The organism is Methylobacterium sp. 17Sr1-1, from assembly GCF_003173775.1.
Classification (GTDB): Bacteria; Pseudomonadota; Alphaproteobacteria; order Rhizobiales; family Beijerinckiaceae; genus Methylobacterium.
On record NZ_CP029552.1, the window covers coordinates 5184022 to 5198176 of the forward strand.

General features: G+C 71.4%; 15 protein-coding genes. 11 read left to right on the forward strand and 4 right to left on the reverse strand.

Going from position 1 to position 14155, the window contains the following annotated elements:
• Positions 1–7: 7 nt before the first annotated feature.
• The 11 genes from puhC to DK412_RS30330 all read left to right on the forward strand — a co-directional run bounded on the left by puhC (position 8) and on the right by DK412_RS30330 (position 10735).
• Entirely contained in the window at positions 8–472 is a 465-nt protein-coding gene (gene puhC, locus DK412_RS23555) for a photosynthetic complex assembly protein PuhC (protein WP_109973944.1), read from the forward strand.
• A complete protein-coding gene (locus tag DK412_RS23560) occupies positions 472–771 on the forward strand; it encodes a hypothetical protein (protein WP_048432793.1) in 300 nt (99 codons plus the stop codon). The genes puhC and DK412_RS23560 overlap by 1 nt, the downstream gene beginning before the upstream one ends.
• The gene (acsF, locus tag DK412_RS23565) at positions 768–1829 is read left to right on the forward strand and encodes a magnesium-protoporphyrin IX monomethyl ester (oxidative) cyclase (RefSeq protein WP_109973945.1); all 1062 of its coding nucleotides are present in this window, start codon (positions 768–770) and stop codon (positions 1827–1829) included. Before DK412_RS23560 ends, acsF begins: the two co-directional genes overlap by 4 nt.
• 7 nt (positions 1830–1836) lie before the next feature.
• Positions 1837–2619: a putative photosynthetic complex assembly protein PuhE gene (puhE, locus tag DK412_RS23570; RefSeq protein WP_109973946.1), complete on the forward strand. Its 783-nt coding sequence runs from the start codon at positions 1837–1839 to the stop codon at positions 2617–2619.
• A 44-nt stretch (positions 2620–2663) separates the two neighbouring features.
• Positions 2664–3875, forward strand: coding sequence for a 5-aminolevulinate synthase (gene hemA / locus DK412_RS23575; protein WP_109973947.1), 1212 nt, complete (start codon positions 2664–2666; stop codon positions 3873–3875).
• A 423-nt stretch (positions 3876–4298) separates the two neighbouring features.
• Positions 4299–5321, forward strand: a complete 1023-nt coding sequence (bchI, locus tag DK412_RS23580) for a magnesium chelatase ATPase subunit I (protein WP_204165635.1) — start codon at positions 4299–4301, stop codon at positions 5319–5321.
• Complete coding sequence (locus DK412_RS23585; RefSeq protein WP_109973949.1) at positions 5318–7048, forward strand: magnesium chelatase subunit D; 1731 nt, start codon at positions 5318–5320, stop codon at positions 7046–7048. Before bchI ends, DK412_RS23585 begins: the two co-directional genes overlap by 4 nt.
• A 3-nt stretch (positions 7049–7051) precedes the next feature.
• Complete coding sequence (gene bchO, locus DK412_RS23590) at positions 7052–7990, forward strand: alpha/beta fold hydrolase BchO (RefSeq protein WP_109973950.1); 939 nt, start codon at positions 7052–7054, stop codon at positions 7988–7990.
• A gap of 12 nt (positions 7991–8002) precedes the next feature.
• On the forward strand, positions 8003–9529 hold the full coding sequence (gene crtI / locus DK412_RS23595; RefSeq protein WP_109973951.1) for a phytoene desaturase family protein: 1527 nt from the start codon (positions 8003–8005) through the stop codon (positions 9527–9529).
• Positions 9510–10589, forward strand: a complete 1080-nt coding sequence (locus DK412_RS23600) for a phytoene/squalene synthase family protein (protein ID WP_109973952.1) — start codon at positions 9510–9512, stop codon at positions 10587–10589. The genes crtI and DK412_RS23600 overlap by 20 nt, the downstream gene beginning before the upstream one ends.
• Entirely contained in the window at positions 10586–10735 is a 150-nt protein-coding gene (locus DK412_RS30330; RefSeq protein WP_162596283.1) for a hypothetical protein, read from the forward strand. Before DK412_RS23600 ends, DK412_RS30330 begins: the two co-directional genes overlap by 4 nt.
• A gap of 215 nt (positions 10736–10950) precedes the next feature.
• On the opposite strand, the gene DK412_RS30335 is transcribed toward DK412_RS30330, so the two are convergent.
• From DK412_RS30335 to DK412_RS23615, 4 genes are all read right to left on the reverse strand, one after another.
• Positions 10951–11421, reverse strand: a complete 471-nt coding sequence (locus DK412_RS30335) for a hypothetical protein (protein WP_162596284.1) — start codon at positions 11419–11421, stop codon at positions 10951–10953.
• A gap of 653 nt (positions 11422–12074) precedes the next feature.
• The gene (locus DK412_RS23605) at positions 12075–13082 is read right to left on the reverse strand and encodes a DUF3616 domain-containing protein (RefSeq protein ID WP_245447213.1); all 1008 of its coding nucleotides are present in this window, start codon (positions 13080–13082) and stop codon (positions 12075–12077) included.
• A gap of 173 nt (positions 13083–13255) precedes the next feature.
• Entirely contained in the window at positions 13256–13579 is a 324-nt protein-coding gene (locus DK412_RS23610) for a hypothetical protein (protein WP_109973954.1), read from the reverse strand.
• 83 nt (positions 13580–13662) lie between these two features.
• Positions 13663–14121: a hypothetical protein gene (locus DK412_RS23615; protein ID WP_109973955.1), complete on the reverse strand. Its 459-nt coding sequence runs from the start codon at positions 14119–14121 to the stop codon at positions 13663–13665.
• Positions 14122–14155 lie beyond the last annotated feature (34 nt).

Genomic DNA, 14155 nt, shown 5'->3' on the forward strand with positions numbered 1-14155 from the left:
GGGGCGGATGGCGCAAAATCTCGCAGGTGGTGACATTCCGGTCCCGCGGGTCCTCCTGCGCAATGCCGGCCTCCTCGTCGCCTTCTCGCTGGCGGCGGTGGCGATCGGACGGTTCGGCGGAATCGGCACCACGCAGATGCCCCCGGCCCAGGCCGTCCAGGTCCTGGATCTCACGGTCGAGGACCGGCCGGATGGCCGGGTGGATCTCCGCAACGCCGCGGACGGCCGCCTCGTCGCGGAGGTGCAGCCCGGCGAGGACGGGTTCCTGCGCGCCACCCTGCGGGTGATGGCCCAGGCGCGGCTGCGCGAGGGCCTGTCGCGGACCCCGCCGTTCCGGCTCACCCGCTGGGACAACGGCACGCTCTCGCTCGACGACGTCGCGACCGGCCGGCGGATCAACCTCGAAGCCTTCGGGCTCGGCAATGCGGCCGCCTTCGCGCGGCTGCTCGAACAGGGGAGGGGCGCATCGTGATGCACTGGTTGGGCGGCCGACGCCGCATCGAGGTGCCGTGCACGGTCGAGATCGAGCAGACCGCCGAGAGCCTGCACGCCCACGTCACGCTGGACGGCGGACTGCTCATCGCCCCGGGCGACGAGGTCACGGTGCACGACGCGCCGACCTCGGTGCCCTACGGCGACCGGATCGTGGTGCGCCGCACCGCGACCGTGGTGCGCGCCGGCGCCGTCGAGCGCCTGTGGACCCGCATCGCCGGCCATTTCGAGCTCACCGAACTCTACGAAGTCAGCTTCTCGGAAAGGACGCGGCTATGAGCGCGACGACCCTGAAGAGCCCGAACGAGAGCACCCAGTCGGCGCAGGCGACGACGTTCCTGAGCCCGCGCTTCTACACCACGAACTTCGAGGAACTCGACCGCACCACCATCGAGCCGGTGCGGGCCGAGTGGGACGTGCTGATCGCCGAGATGCGGAGCGATCCGAACAAGCGCCACTTCGTGCGCAACTCGGACTTCGACCTCGACCTGTCCGGCCTCGACCCGGAGCTGCGCAAGGAATTCCTCGATTTCCTCGTGTCGTCGATCACCGCCGAGTTCTCGGGCTGCGTGCTCTACGCCGAGATGCGCAAGCGCGCCAAGAACAAGGACATCCGCGAGCTGTTCGGCTTCATGAGCCGCGACGAGGCGCGCCACGCCGGCTTCATCAACGACACGCTGAAGGATTTCGGCGTCGGCATCGATCTCGGCTTCCTGACCAAGGCCAAGAAGTACACCCATTTCCGGCCGAAATTCATCTTCTACGCCACTTATCTCTCGGAGAAGATCGGCTATGCCCGCTACATCACGATCTTCCGCCACCTCGAGCGCCATCCGGACAAGCGCTTCCACCCGATCTTCAAGTGGTTCGAGAAGTGGTGCAACGACGAGTTCCGCCACGGCGAGGCTTTCGCGCTCCTGATGCGCGCCAACCCGAAGCTGCTCACCGGCATCAACTATTACTGGATCAAGTTCTTCCTGCTGGCCGTCTTCTGCACGATGTACGTGCGCGACCAATGCCGGCCGGCCTTCCACAAGGCGCTCGGGGTCGACCCGAAGGAGTACGACTTCCAGGTCTTCGCCATCACCTCCGAGATCTCGCGCCAGGTGTTTCCGCTCACCCTCGACATCGAGAATCCGGGCTTCCGGGTCGGCCTCGAACGGCTGCTCTCTTGCGCCCGCGGCATCGAGGAGGCGAAGGCGCAGGGCGGCATCGTCGGCAAGCTCAAGCATACCGGCTACGCCGCGAAGGCGGCTTTCGCCTTCGGGCGGCTGATGGCGATGCCGGCCAAGGCCAACCCGATGCCCGCGCAGATCCGCCTCAGCCCCGCCTGGTAGCGCCCGCATGTCCGACTACGCCGCGCCGATCCTCTACGCCGTCGTGATCTGGTGGTTTCTGACCGGGGCGATCCTCTGGCTGAACCACCGGCCACGCCGCACCCACGCCTGGAGCTTCGGCGCGACGACGCTGGCGCTGGCTGCCGCCCTCTGGGTCGTCGCCTGGAGCGGACGCCAAGAGAGCGAGGCGGGGGCCTACGCGGCCTTCACGGCGGCGTTGATCGTCTGGGGCTGGCAGGAGATGGCCTTCTACATGGGCTATCTCGCCGGTCCCCGTCGCACCCCGGGGCTCGCCACCGACCGGGGGCTCGCCCGATTCGGCGCGGCCGCGGCGACCAACCTCTGGCACGAGGCGGCGATCATCCTCGGGTTCGTCGCCATCCTCTGGCTGACGGCGGGTTGCCCGAACCGGATGGCGCTCTGGACCTACCTGGTGCTGTGGGGGATGAATCTCAGCGCCCGGCTCAACTTGTTCCTCGGCGTGCGCAACCTCAACGCCGAGTTCCTGCCCGAGCACCTGCGCTATCTCGGCAGCTTCTTTCGCCGCGCGCCGATGAACGCGCTGTTCCCGGTGGCGATGATCCTCGCCACCGGCTTCCTCCTGGTGCTGCTGCACCCGGCCGTGACCGAGAGCGCCTCGGCCTTCAAGCGCTCCGGCCACACGATGATGGCGACCCTGATGGCCCTCGCCATCCTGGAGCACGGCTTCCTGATGCTGCCGCTGCCCTCCGCCGCGCTCTGGGGCTGGGGGCTGCCCGCCCGCCGCCCCGGGGCCGACGCCGCTCCGTAAGCACAGGAACACCACCACAAGAATACCGTACAAGGGGACGTTCGATGGACTACGACGCGATGTTCTCCTCGGCCCTGCAGGGCCTCCACCGCGAGGGACGCTACCGGATCTTCACCGATCTCGAGCGGCAGGCCGGGCGCTTTCCCTACGCCACGCAGCACGGCGCGCACGGCACCCGCGAGGTAACGGTGTGGTGCTCGAACGATTACCTCGGCATGGGCCAGCACCCGGCGGTGACGGGGGCGATGCACGAGGCGATCGACCGCTGCGGCGCCGGTGCCGGCGGCACCCGCAACATCTCGGGCACCAACCACTACCACGTTCTCCTGGAGCAGGAACTCGCCGACCTGCACGGCAAGGAGGCGGCGCTCCTCTTCACCTCGGGCTACGTCTCGAACTGGGCCGGGCTCGGAACCCTGGCGTCCAAGCTGCCCGGCTGCGTGGTGTTCTCCGACGAGGGCAACCACGCCTCGATGATCGAGGGCATCCGCTCCAGCCGTGCCGAGCGCCACATCTTCCGCCACAACGATCCCGACGACCTCGACCGCAAGCTCCGCCTCGTCGATCCGACGCTGCCGAAGCTCGTCGCCTTCGAATCCGTCTACTCGATGGACGGCGACATCGCGCCGATCGCCGAACTCTGCGACGTGGCCGAGGCCCACGGCGCCATGACCTATCTCGACGAGGTGCACGCGGTCGGCCTCTATGGGCCCCGCGGCGGCGGCATCGCCGAGCGCGAGGGGCTGATGCACCGCCTCACGGTGATCGAGGGCACGCTCGGCAAGGCCTTCGCGGTCTCGGGCGGCTACATCGCGGCATCGAGCGCGCTCTGCGACTTCGTGCGCAGCTTCGCCTCGGGCTTCATCTTCACGACCTCGCTGCCGCCGACCATCGCGGCGGGCGCCGCGGCGAGCATCCGCCACCTCAAGGCGAGCGGGGTCGAGCGCGCCCGACACCAGGACCGGGTCGCGGCGGTGCGCCGGCGGCTCTCGAGCATCGGCATCCCGCTCCTCAACAATCCGAGCCACATCGTGCCGGTGATGGTCGGGGATCCGGTGCTGTGCAAGCAGATCAGCGACACGCTGCTCGACGAGTTCGCGATCTACGTCCAGCCGATCAACTATCCGACCGTGGCCCGCGGCACCGAGCGCCTGCGCATCACCCCGTCGCCGTTGCACAGCGACGCCGACATCGACCACCTGGCGCGGGCGCTCGGGGCGATCTGGGGACGGATCGGGCTGGCGCGGGCGGCGTAGGACGCGACGCTTCCTGATCCCTCCCCCCTCTGCGGGGGAGGGTGCCCGGCGGAGCCGGGCGGGAGAGGGGAACCACGCTTCCGGATAGGCCTGAATCGTTCTGAAGGCCGCTACCTGGATCGGCGTCGCGCCGCCCCTCTCCCGACCCCCGCTGACGCAGGGGCCACCCTCCCCCGCAGAGGGGGGAGGGTTCTTCTGCGCGCGACAGTCACGGTCTGTCAGGCAATGACGACACAGGTCTGTCACCCAAACAAACCGTCAATTTTATTAGACAATCCCGTCGCCCTGGCCGATCCTGCCCTTAACCTCCACCCTTCGAGGACGCGAACCGTGGCCCCCACCCACTCGGCCCTGTCCCGGCGGGCTCCCAAGCCGGGCTTCTCGACGCCGACCGTCGTGGATCCCGCCGCGCATCCCGAGGCGATGCCGCGCCCGCCCTATCCGTTCTCGGCCATCGTCGGGCAGGACGCGATGCGGCGCGCGCTCCTCGTCGCGGCGGTCGATCCGGCGGTCGGCGGGGTGCTGGTCTTCGGCGATCGCGGCACCGGCAAGTCCACTGCCGTGCGGGCGCTCGCCGCCCTGCTGCCGCCGATGCGGGCGGTGGCTGGCTGTCCTTACGCCTGCGATCCCGTCAATGCCGCCTCCCTTTGCCCGTCCTGCGCGGCGCGCCGGGCGCAGGGGCTCACGGTCAAGACCGTGCCGGTGCCGGTGGTCGACCTGCCGCTCGGCGCCACCGAGGACCGGGTCGTCGGCGCCCTCGATATCGGCCGGGCGCTCGGGGCGGGCGAGAAGGCGTTCGAGCCGGGGCTCCTCGCCCGCGCCAACCGCGGCTTCCTCTACATCGACGAGGTCAACCTCCTGGAGGACCACCTCGTCGACCTGCTCCTCGACGTGGCGGCCTCCGGCGTCAACACCGTCGAGCGCGAGGGACTGAGCCTGCGCCACCCGGCGCGCTTCGTCCTCGTCGGCAGCGGCAACCCGGAGGAGGGCGAATTACGCCCGCAGCTCCTCGACCGCTTCGGCCTCGCCGTCACGGTGACGACGCCCACCGACCTCGCGAGCCGGGTGACGATCGTGCGCCGCCGCGACGCCTACGAGCGCGATCCCGCCGCCTTCGCGGCCGAATGGTCGGCGGAGGAGGCGCGGCTCGGGCAGGCGATCCTGGCGGCGCGCGCCCACCTGCCCGAGGTCGTGGTGCCGGACGCTGTGCTGGAGGCCGCCGCCCGCCTGTGCCTGGCTTTGGGCACCGACGGGTTGCGCGGCGAGTTGACCCTGATGCGCACGGCCCGCGCCTCGGCGAGCCTCGATGGGGCCGGCACCGTGACCCTCGACCACCTGCGCGAGGTCGCCCCGAGCGGTCTGAGCCACCGCCTGCGCCGCAACCCTCTCGACGAGGCCGGCTCCGAGGCGCGGATCGCCCGGGCGCTCGCCGAGGTGCTCGGGTGAGCGCCGCGCCCGACGCGGCCTGGACCCAGGCCTGCCTCGCGGCATCCCTGGCGGCGATCGATCCGGCGGGAACGAGCGTCGTCGTGCGGGCCCGGCCCGGCCCGGTGCGCGAGGCCTGGCTCGCGCGGCTGCGCGCCCTTCTCCCGGAGGGCACGCCGGTGACGCGCCTGCCCGCCGGCATCGCCGACGATGCGCTCCTCGGCGGGCTCGACCTCCCGGCGACCCTGGCGGCGGGGCATCCGGTGGCGCAGCCCGGGCTGATCGCCCGCAGCCATGGCGGGGTGGTGGTGGTGCCGATGGCCGAGCGCCTGACCCCCGGCACCGCGGCGCGGATCGCGCAAGCGCTCGATACCGGTGCCGTCGAGGTCGCCCGCGACGGGATCGCGACCCGGCACCCGGCCCGCTTCGGCCTGGTGCTCCTCGACGAGGGGGAGGGCGAGGACGAGGCGATTCCGGCCTGCCTCGCCGACCGGGCGGCCCTCCATCTCGACCTCGACGCCGTGCCGCTCGGGGCCGTCGCGACCGCGCCGCCGCTCCCGGACCTCGCGGCTGCCCGTGCGACCCGGCCCGAGGGCCCGTCCGAGGCAGCCGAGGCGCTCTGCGTCCTCGCGGCACGCCTCGGCATCGCGTCCTTGCGTGCCCCGCTCCTCGCCCTGCGGGTGGCCCGGCTGCACGCCGCCCTGTTCGGACGCACGGCCCTGGAGGATCCCGATCTCGCCGCCGCCGTCGCCCTGGTGCTCGCGCCCCGGGCCCGCGCCTGGCCCGATGGCGGGAGCGAGGCGCCGTCCGAACCCCCGTCCGACCCGAGCGAGGCCGAACCGGCGGACCGGGAGGAGAACGACCGGACGGCCGAGAACCAGGTCCTCGACGACCGCGTCCTCGCGGCCGTCGCGGCAGGCCTGCCGCCGGGCCTCCTCGCCCGCCTGCTCGCCGGCGAGGGCGTCCGGACACGCAATCCCGGGGCCGGCCGCGCCGGCGCCGCCGCATCGGCGCGACGCGGGCGTGCGGTCGGGGCGAGGCCGGGCGATCCCCGCCACGGCCGCCTCGCCCTGATCGAGACCCTGCGGGCCGCCGCACCCTGGCAGCGCCTGCGCCGCGGCGAGGCCGAGGCGCGCCTGCGCATCACCGCCGACGACCTGCGCATCCGCCGCCTGGTGCAGAAGCGAGAGACCACCACGATCTTCGCGGTCGACGCCTCCGGCTCCGCCGCCCTGGAGCGGCTGGCCGAGGCCAAGGGCGCGGTCGAGTCGCTCCTCGCCGAGTGCTACGTGCGGCGCGACCGCGTCGCCCTGGTGGCGTTCCGCGGCAGCGGCGCCGACCTGCTCCTCGCCCCGACCCGCTCGCTGGTGCGGGCCAAGCGCGCCCTCGCCTCGCTTCCCGGCGGCGGCGGCACGCCGCTCGCGGCCGGAATCGAGGCGGCCGGGCGTCTCGCCGCCGCCGAGCGCCGGGCCGGCCGCAGCGCGACCGTGCTGCTCCTCACCGACGGCCGCGCCAACGTCGCCCGCTCGGGTGCGCCGGGCCGGGCCCAGGCGGGCGCCGACGCGCTCAGCGCGGCAAGAGCGCTGGCGGCGTCGGGCACCCGCGCCCTGGTGATCGACACCGCCGCCCGCCCGCAGGAGTCGGCCCGGGCGCTCGCCGCCGCCATGGCCGCGCGCTACCTCGCCATGCCGCAGGCCGACGCCGCGCGCCTGACCCGGGCCGTGCGCGAGGCCGCCCCGCCGGGTTGACCGATGCCTCCCACCGACGACAGGCCCACCTTCGCCCGCGAGGGCCGCGAATGGCCGAACCGCGAGGCGAGCCGCTTCGTCGCCGCCGGCGGCCTGACCTGGCACGTGCAGGAGGCGGGGACGGGCCCGGTGCTGCTCCTCGTCCACGGCACCGGCGCGGCGACCCATTCCTGGCGCGGGCTGCTGCCGCTCCTCGCCAGGGACTTCCGGGTCATCGCCCCCGACCTGCCGGGCCACGGCTTCACCGATCCGCTGCCGACGCCCTCGCTGCCGCGCATGGCCCGGGCCCTCGGCGACCTCCTGCGGGTCCTCGGCGCGGCACCCGAGGTCGCGGTCGGACACTCCGCCGGGGCGGCGATCCTGGCCCGGCTCTGCCTCGACGGTGTCGTGTCGCCGCGCCTCCTCGTCGGGCTCAACGCCGCGCTGAAACCTTTTCCGGGCATGGCCGGCTTCATCTTCCCGGCGATGGCCCGCGCCCTGTTCCTCAACCCGGTGACGCCGCGGGTCTTCGCCTGGTCGGCCGACCGGGCGGCGGTGGAGCGGCTGATCCACGGCACCGGCTCGACCCTCGACCGCACCGGCCTCGACCTCTACCGCCGCCTGTTCCAGACCCCCGGCCACGTCGCCGGGGCGCTGGGCATGATGGCGCATTGGGACCTGATCCCCCTCGACCGCGAGCTGCCGCGCCTCAAGGCCCCGCTGCTGCTGATCGTCGGCGGGCAGGACCGCACCATCGCGCCCGAGGTGTCGTTCGGCCTCGCCGACCGGCTCGGCGGCCGGGCGCGGGTGGAATTGCTGCGCGGCCTCGGGCATCTGGCGCACGAGGAGAAGCCGGAGGTGGTGGCCGAGCTGATCCGGGCCGGGATGGCTCAGCCGGGAGCCTCGGCACAGGCGGAGCCTGCCACCGACTTTCCCGCTTGCCACCCGCCCGGCTCGCGATGATAGTGTCAACTTATGTTGACAATCGACGAGGCGCCGCCGCGGGTCACGTCCGCCCGGCGCAGACCCCGTGCGGTGGTGATCGGCAGCGGCTTCGGCGGGCTCGCGGCGGCGATCCGGCTCGGCGCGCGGGGCTACCGGGTGAGCGTGCTCGAGCGCCTGGACCAGCCCGGCGGGCGGGCGCGGGTGCACCGGCAGGACGGCTTCACCTTCGATGCCGGGCCGACCATCGTCACCGCGCCGTTCCTGTTCGAGGAGTTGTGGGCGCTCTGCGGGCGATCCCTCGCCGACGACGTGACGCTGGTACCGATGCGGCCGTTCTACCGCATCCGCTTCGACGACGGCACCACCTTCGCGATGTGCGGCGAGGCCGAGGCGATGCGTGCCGAGGTCGAGCGCCTGTCGCCCGGCGAGGCGCCCGCCTACGACCGCTTCATGGCGCTCTCGGACGAGCTGTGCCGGGTCGGGTTCGAGCAGCTCGGCGCGGTGCCGTTCGGGCGCCTCACCGACATGCTGCGCATCGCCCCCGACCTCCTGCGGATCGGTGGCCATCGCAGCGTGTACGGCCTTGTCTCCTCGGTGTTCCGCGACGAGCGCCTGCGCACGGCGTTCAGCTTCCACCCGCTCCTCATCGGCGGCTCGCCGTTCCGGGCGAGCGCGCTCTACTGCCTGATCGCCGCCCTGGAGCGGCGCTGGGGCGTGCATTCGGCGCTCGGCGGCACGGGCGCCCTGGTGCGCGGGATGGTCCGCCTGATCGAGGGCCAGGGCGGCGAGGTGCGCTGCGGCGCCGAGGTCGAGCGCATCCTGGTGACGAACGGCACCGCGCGGGGCGTGGCTTTGGCCGACGGCACGGAGGTCCCCGCCGATGTCGTGGTGTCGAACGCCGATTCGGCCGTGACGGCGCTGCACCTGCTGCCGCCGGAGGCGCAAGGCTGGCGCGAGCGGCGGCTCGACCGGGCGCATTCCTCGATGGGATTGTTCGTCTGGTATTTCGGCACGCGGCGGACCTATCCGGATCTCGCCCACCACACGATCCTGTTAGGTCCCCGCTATCGCGGTCTCCTCGACGACATCTTTTCCCGCAAGGTGCTGGCCGAGGACATGAGCCTCTACCTGCACCGCCCGACCGCGACCGACGCGAGCGTCGCGCCGCCGGGCCATGACGCGTTCTACGTGCTGGCTCCCGTGCCGAATCTCGCCGGTGGGCAGGACTGGGCGCGGCTCGCCGAACCGTTCCGGCAGCGCATCGCCGCACGCCTCGAAGCGACCGTGCTGCCCGGCCTGTCGGAGTCCCTCGTCACCTCCCGGGTGACGACGCCGCAGGATTTCTCCGACGATTTTCTGGCCTTCCGCGGCTCGGGCTTCGGCCTCGAGCCGATCCTGACCCAGAGCGCGTATTTCCGCCCGCACAACCGATGCGGCGCGGTACGCCACCTCTACCTCGTCGGCGCCGGCACCCATCCGGGGGCCGGGCTGCCGGGCGTGCTCTCCTCCTCCAAGATCCTCGATCGCGTGGTGCCGGATGCAGCCGTCTTCGCCTGATGCGCGTCGTCAGACGCCCTTCGCCGCGTCCCTGGCCCGCGCCGCCGACCACGCCGCCTGCCGGGCGGCGATCCGGGCCGGCTCGCGCAGCTTCTACGCCGCCTCGTGGCTGCTGCCCCGGGCGGTGCGCCGCGACGCCTACGGGCTCTACGCCTTCTGCCGCCTCTCCGACGACGCGGTGGACGGGGCGGGCGCCCGGGCCGACGCGGTGCCGCGCCTGCGGGCGCGCCTGGCGGCCGCCTATGCCGGCCGGCCCGCCCATACGGCCGCCGACCGGGCGCTGGCCGAGATCGTGACCCGCCACGCGATCCCCCAGGCCCTGCCCGCCGCGCTCCTCGAGGGCCTCGCCTGGGACACCGCGGGCCGGCGCTACCCGGACCTCTCCTCCCTCGTCGCCTACGCCGCCCGGGTCGCCGGCTCGGTCGGGGCGATGATGACGCTGCTGATGGGCGAGCGCTCGCCCGAGGCGCTGGCCCGGGCCTGCGACCTCGGCGTCGCCATGCAACTCACCAACGTCGCCCGCGACGTCGGCGAGGATGCCCGCAACGGGCGCCTCTACCTGCCCGAATCCTGGCTGCGCGAGGCCGGGCTCGATCCCGACGCGTTCCTGGCGCGTCCCGAGCCGAGCCCGGCGCTGGCCGCCGTCGTCGCCCGCCTGCTCGCCGCCGCCGACCTCCTCTACGCGCGGGCGGAATCCGGCATCGCGATGCTGCCGCCCTCCTGCCGCCCCGCCGTGCGCGCCGCCGGGCTGATCTACGCCGAGATCGGACGCGACCTCACGCGCAGCGGGCTCGATCCGGTCACCCGCCGCGCCCGGGTGCCGGGCGCCCGCAAGGCGTGGCTGCTCGCCCGCGCGGTTCTCACGTCCTCGTCCCGCCGCGCCGAGCGGCCGGCCCTGTCGGAGGCGGCCTTCCTGGTCGAGGCGGTGGCGGCGATGCCTGTGCCTCCTGCTGCCTCGCGACCGGCCTGGTGGAACCTCGGCGGGCGGGCCGTGCGCGTGCTCGACCTGATCGAGACCCTGCGCGAGCGCGAACGGTTCGGCGGCGCGGCCCCGTCGTGAGCCAGACGCTGTTCGCGCTGCTCGATTTCGGGCTGGTCTTCGGGGCGGTGCTGGGGTTCGGGTTCTGGCAGCTCTGCGTGCTACAGCGGGACAGGCGGCGGAGAGCAGCGATGCTCGCGGAGGATACGCCCATGCAGGATCGGTGACAGCGTCTCCAACATCCTCGAGCGGCAAAGGACGATCAGATCTCCTGGCGGTTTTTCCCATCATTTAAGTACTTGCAAACGGCGTTCTCTGATGCTCGCATTTCCCAGGTCCGCTAAGGCAGGCGTGGCGTCCTTCCCAATTGGCAATGCCGTAGCCACAACGTCTATCTTCAGCATACGTTGTGATTGAGACAGGAGCGAGGTTTCACCTCCGTTCAGGCTCGCCAAGGCGGGGGTTCGAAGAGGCTTCCTGCCTGATCTCTGGTTCGCACGTCGGCAGCACAAGCGGAAGTGGCGGCTGCCAGCGCCCGTGCACCAATGGTGGGCGTGCGGCAATAAACATCGATCCCCGCGGCAGTGAAAATCGTCTTGTCGAACAACGTAACCGCCCATCCAGCCTCTGCGTCACCAGCAACGAAGCACCAGCGGCTTCGTAGAAGGATCGTCAGCGGCTGAACGCCTCGCCATTGCCACTGCCACCCTTCCTGATCGATAGGTCTGTCCACCCCGATGATGTGGTTGCTCCCATTAGTCTTCTGCACGGTCACGAAATCGCCGACCGAACCATCCGGCAACATGCAGTACGAAATTGCGCCAGCTTGGTTGCGCCATAAACCGAGCGTAGATCGGACGATATACCAAGTCCCTTGGGCCAGATCGTCCCTTGATCGTGCAAATTCCGACAACAGATGTCTCCTTTTGTCGTAAAAATTTCCGCCCCCCCGGGCGAGGCGCTGAACTTGAATTCCGCAAAGGAAGCAATCGCCCGTGCCAAACTCGGCAAATATAGTATCATAATATAAAATTTCTAAATTTTTGAAAGGCCAAGCCTGTTGGCTTCTGATCCGCGCGGATGCCGCAAGCCAGTAGCCCGGGGTGCGGAGGCGTCAGACCACGGGTAGAACAACCACGAGCATCTCGAAAGGCTCCCAGTCACCGCCGTCGCTCGCTATGGGGCATAAGCGCGGCTGGAGTTTTGTGAGATATACCAAGCCGCGTCCCAGAATCTGTTTGAGTGATGGATTGTTATTATCCCACCTACAGCCTCATCCCGAGGTGTCAATCGATTGAAAATCGACCGACCTCGAAGGAGAAGTTCATCGAGTTTCACTCCGTTCGCACCTCAGGATGAAGTTGCGGGTGGGAGAGGAAAGTGTCTCTTGGTGCTGTCCTCGCGATGCAAACAGGCTCTCATAAGAGATCTGATTGATTGCTTTTGACGATCCTGTCGGATCGCTTTCGCAATGCAGATTCCGGATTCGCTCAGGTGTGTGGAGTCGTGGGCCCAACCGTGCGGGCTTGGGATACCAGATCCGGAAGTGATCGTCCGGATCTGGTATCACTCCAATTCCAGCACCACGCTCCGGAAGCCCTGCGGCTTGCGCGCCGGGCAGATGTCGCCGTCGTCGCTGATCAGCTGCACCTTCTTGCCGTCCGCGGCGACGATCAGGCCCTCGGGCTGGAAGTCGGGGAGCGCAGCCAGCGCCTCCGCCACGCCCGCCACGCGGGAGGGCGCCTCGCCGGCTTGGCCGGACCAGCGGTAGAGGTCGGCGGCCTCGCCGCCGCTGCCCGAGCCGCCGGCGATCAGGAAATACGCCTTGAGCCCCGGCACGTAGGCGATGTCGCGGATGCCGCGGCCCTTGAGGTCGAGGGCGACCGGCTTCGCGAGCTTCGGCGCCGCGCCGCCCGCCAGCACCTCGGACGGGTTCTCGAACGGCACCACCAGGGCGTCGTTGTCGGCGTTGAGCGGGTTGCGCAGGCCCACGAACAGGCCGCGCCCGTCGGGCGTCGGGCTCAGGCCCTCGATGGCAAAGCCCCGTCGCCGCGGGCTCAGGCTCGCCTTCGTCGCGAGATCGACGGCGATGCGCTCGGACAGGCGCGGGTCGAGGTCGGCGATCGCCTTGGCCAGGCCCTGGAACGGCTTGCCCTTCGGCGTCACTGCCGGGGTCTTGGGGTCGCCGCCGACGGTGAGGGCGAGCATCTGGCGCGAGGCCTCGCGGGTGCGCCCTTCCGCATCGCGGGCGTGGGAGCCCATCAGCACCAAGTCGTTGCCGAGCCAGGCCAGCGATTCGAGGTCGGCCGTGGCGGGCTCCTCGCGGCCGCTGGTCGCGAGCGCCGCGTCGAGGTCGCCGCCCTTGAGCATCAGCGGCGGGCCGGATTCGTCGGCCTTGTAGACGCGCAAGGCGTTGCTCTCGTCGTCGACCACCAGGAAACGGTCGCCGAAGCTGCCGGCCGGGTAGGGAACGGCGCCGGAGGCCTCGCACGGGCCCCAATGCATCAGAACCGGCCCGGTCTTCACCTCGGCGCGCGCGCCTTGCGCCGCGAGGCAGAGAGCGAGCACGGACACGAATCTCCCCAGGCGTTTCGAGCCCCGGCCCGTCATGGCGATTCTCCCTGGATCGCGGCCCGTCTTCAGCCAGGGCCGTCTTCGCAGTATTTCACGCAGGCCCGGATCTATTCAATGCTGAGGCGGAAAATTCTTCGTGTGCCCGGGCCGCGCGGCGCCGCGGCGGCGACCCGTCAGGCTTCCTCCGGCGCGTCCACCCCGCCGTCCCTCTCGCGCTGCGCGGCGACGAAGCGGCGGCGCGCCTCGGCCGCCTCGCGGAACGCCCTCGTGCGGGGCGCCTCGCGCGCCAGCTTGCCGATCTCGCGCAGGATCAGCTCGGCCTCGAACGCCGCGGCGCGCTCCGCCGCCGCGGCCCGGCTGTCGGCGCCGTGCGAGGCGGTGTAGCGCTCCAGCCCGTCGCGGCAGACCGCGACGCGGTATTCCAGCCACTCGATCACGTCGCCGAAGGCCCGGTCGCGGATCTCCGCGGCCGTGGCCCGGCGCTTCTTCTCGCTCACCCCTCGTCCCTCCGAGGCCTGCACCGAGCGAAGGTCTCGCACATCACGGCGCGATTCGCCGCCTGCGCCGGCCGCGCCCCGGGTCACCGTGCAAATCGGGCGACGAGCGCGATCAGCTCGCCCTGGCTGGTCACGCCGATTTTGGCGAACACGCTCTTGAGCTGGCTACGAGCGGTCGCGATGGCGACGCCGCGCGCTGCCGCCGCGGCGTCGAGGTGGCCGCTCTCGAACAGCAGGGAGACGAGACCGGCCTCGCCCCGCGTGAGACCGAAGGCCGCCACGAGGTGGTCGGGCGCGATCCTTCGGCCGCGATCGAGATCGGTCACGGTCACCAGCATTCGGACCGGGAAGCCGGGTCGCGCCGGGCCAAGCGCCAGCGGGGAGACGGTCACGATGTAGGGCCGCCGCCCGTCCGGACGGGCGACCGCGAGGAACCGGCTCCCCTCCGCCGTCCCGCTTACGAGCGCACGTGCCGCCGCGCAGAGCTGAGCGAAGCGGAGCTGGTCGGCCGACCGCAGCAGCCGCAGCTGGGTCGTCGTCACTAGTGCATTGACGCATTCAGAGGATTCACGGCAG